Annotated in this window: 1 protein-coding gene; it reads left to right on the forward strand. The window is 37.1% G+C overall.

Annotation, left to right across the window (positions count from 1 at the left end; genetic code table 11):
• Nucleotides 1-383 (forward strand): CNNM domain-containing protein (locus KJR01_RS10045; protein ID WP_214119111.1); only part of this gene is annotated, 383 nt, incomplete at both ends.

The raw sequence follows: 383 nt of genomic DNA on the forward strand, positions 1-383 counted from the left end.
TATAGCAAAAATGTTGGAAATTCCTCTTGCAAATCTTGGATTTAATGGAGTTATTATCCATACTATAGCTTTTATTCTCGCCTTTAGTATCATCACTCTTTTGCATGTGGTTTTAGGCGAGCTTGTTCCAAACAGAATTGCAATTGCTATTGCAGATAAAGCTGTGCTTTGGGTAGCAAGGCCTCTTCATTGGTTTTGGATTCTTTTCTTGCCTTGTATTAAAATTTTCGATTTTCTTGCGGCCATGACTTTGAAGCTTTTTGGCATCAAGCCTGCCAAAGAAAGCGAGTTAACTCATAGTGAAGAAGAGATTAAAATCATAGCAAGCGAAAGCCAAAAAGGCGGTGTTTTGGATGAATTTGAAACTGAAATTATCCGCAATG

This window comes from Campylobacter sp. 2018MI10, from assembly GCF_018501175.1.
Classification (GTDB): Bacteria; Campylobacterota; Campylobacteria; order Campylobacterales; family Campylobacteraceae; genus Campylobacter_E.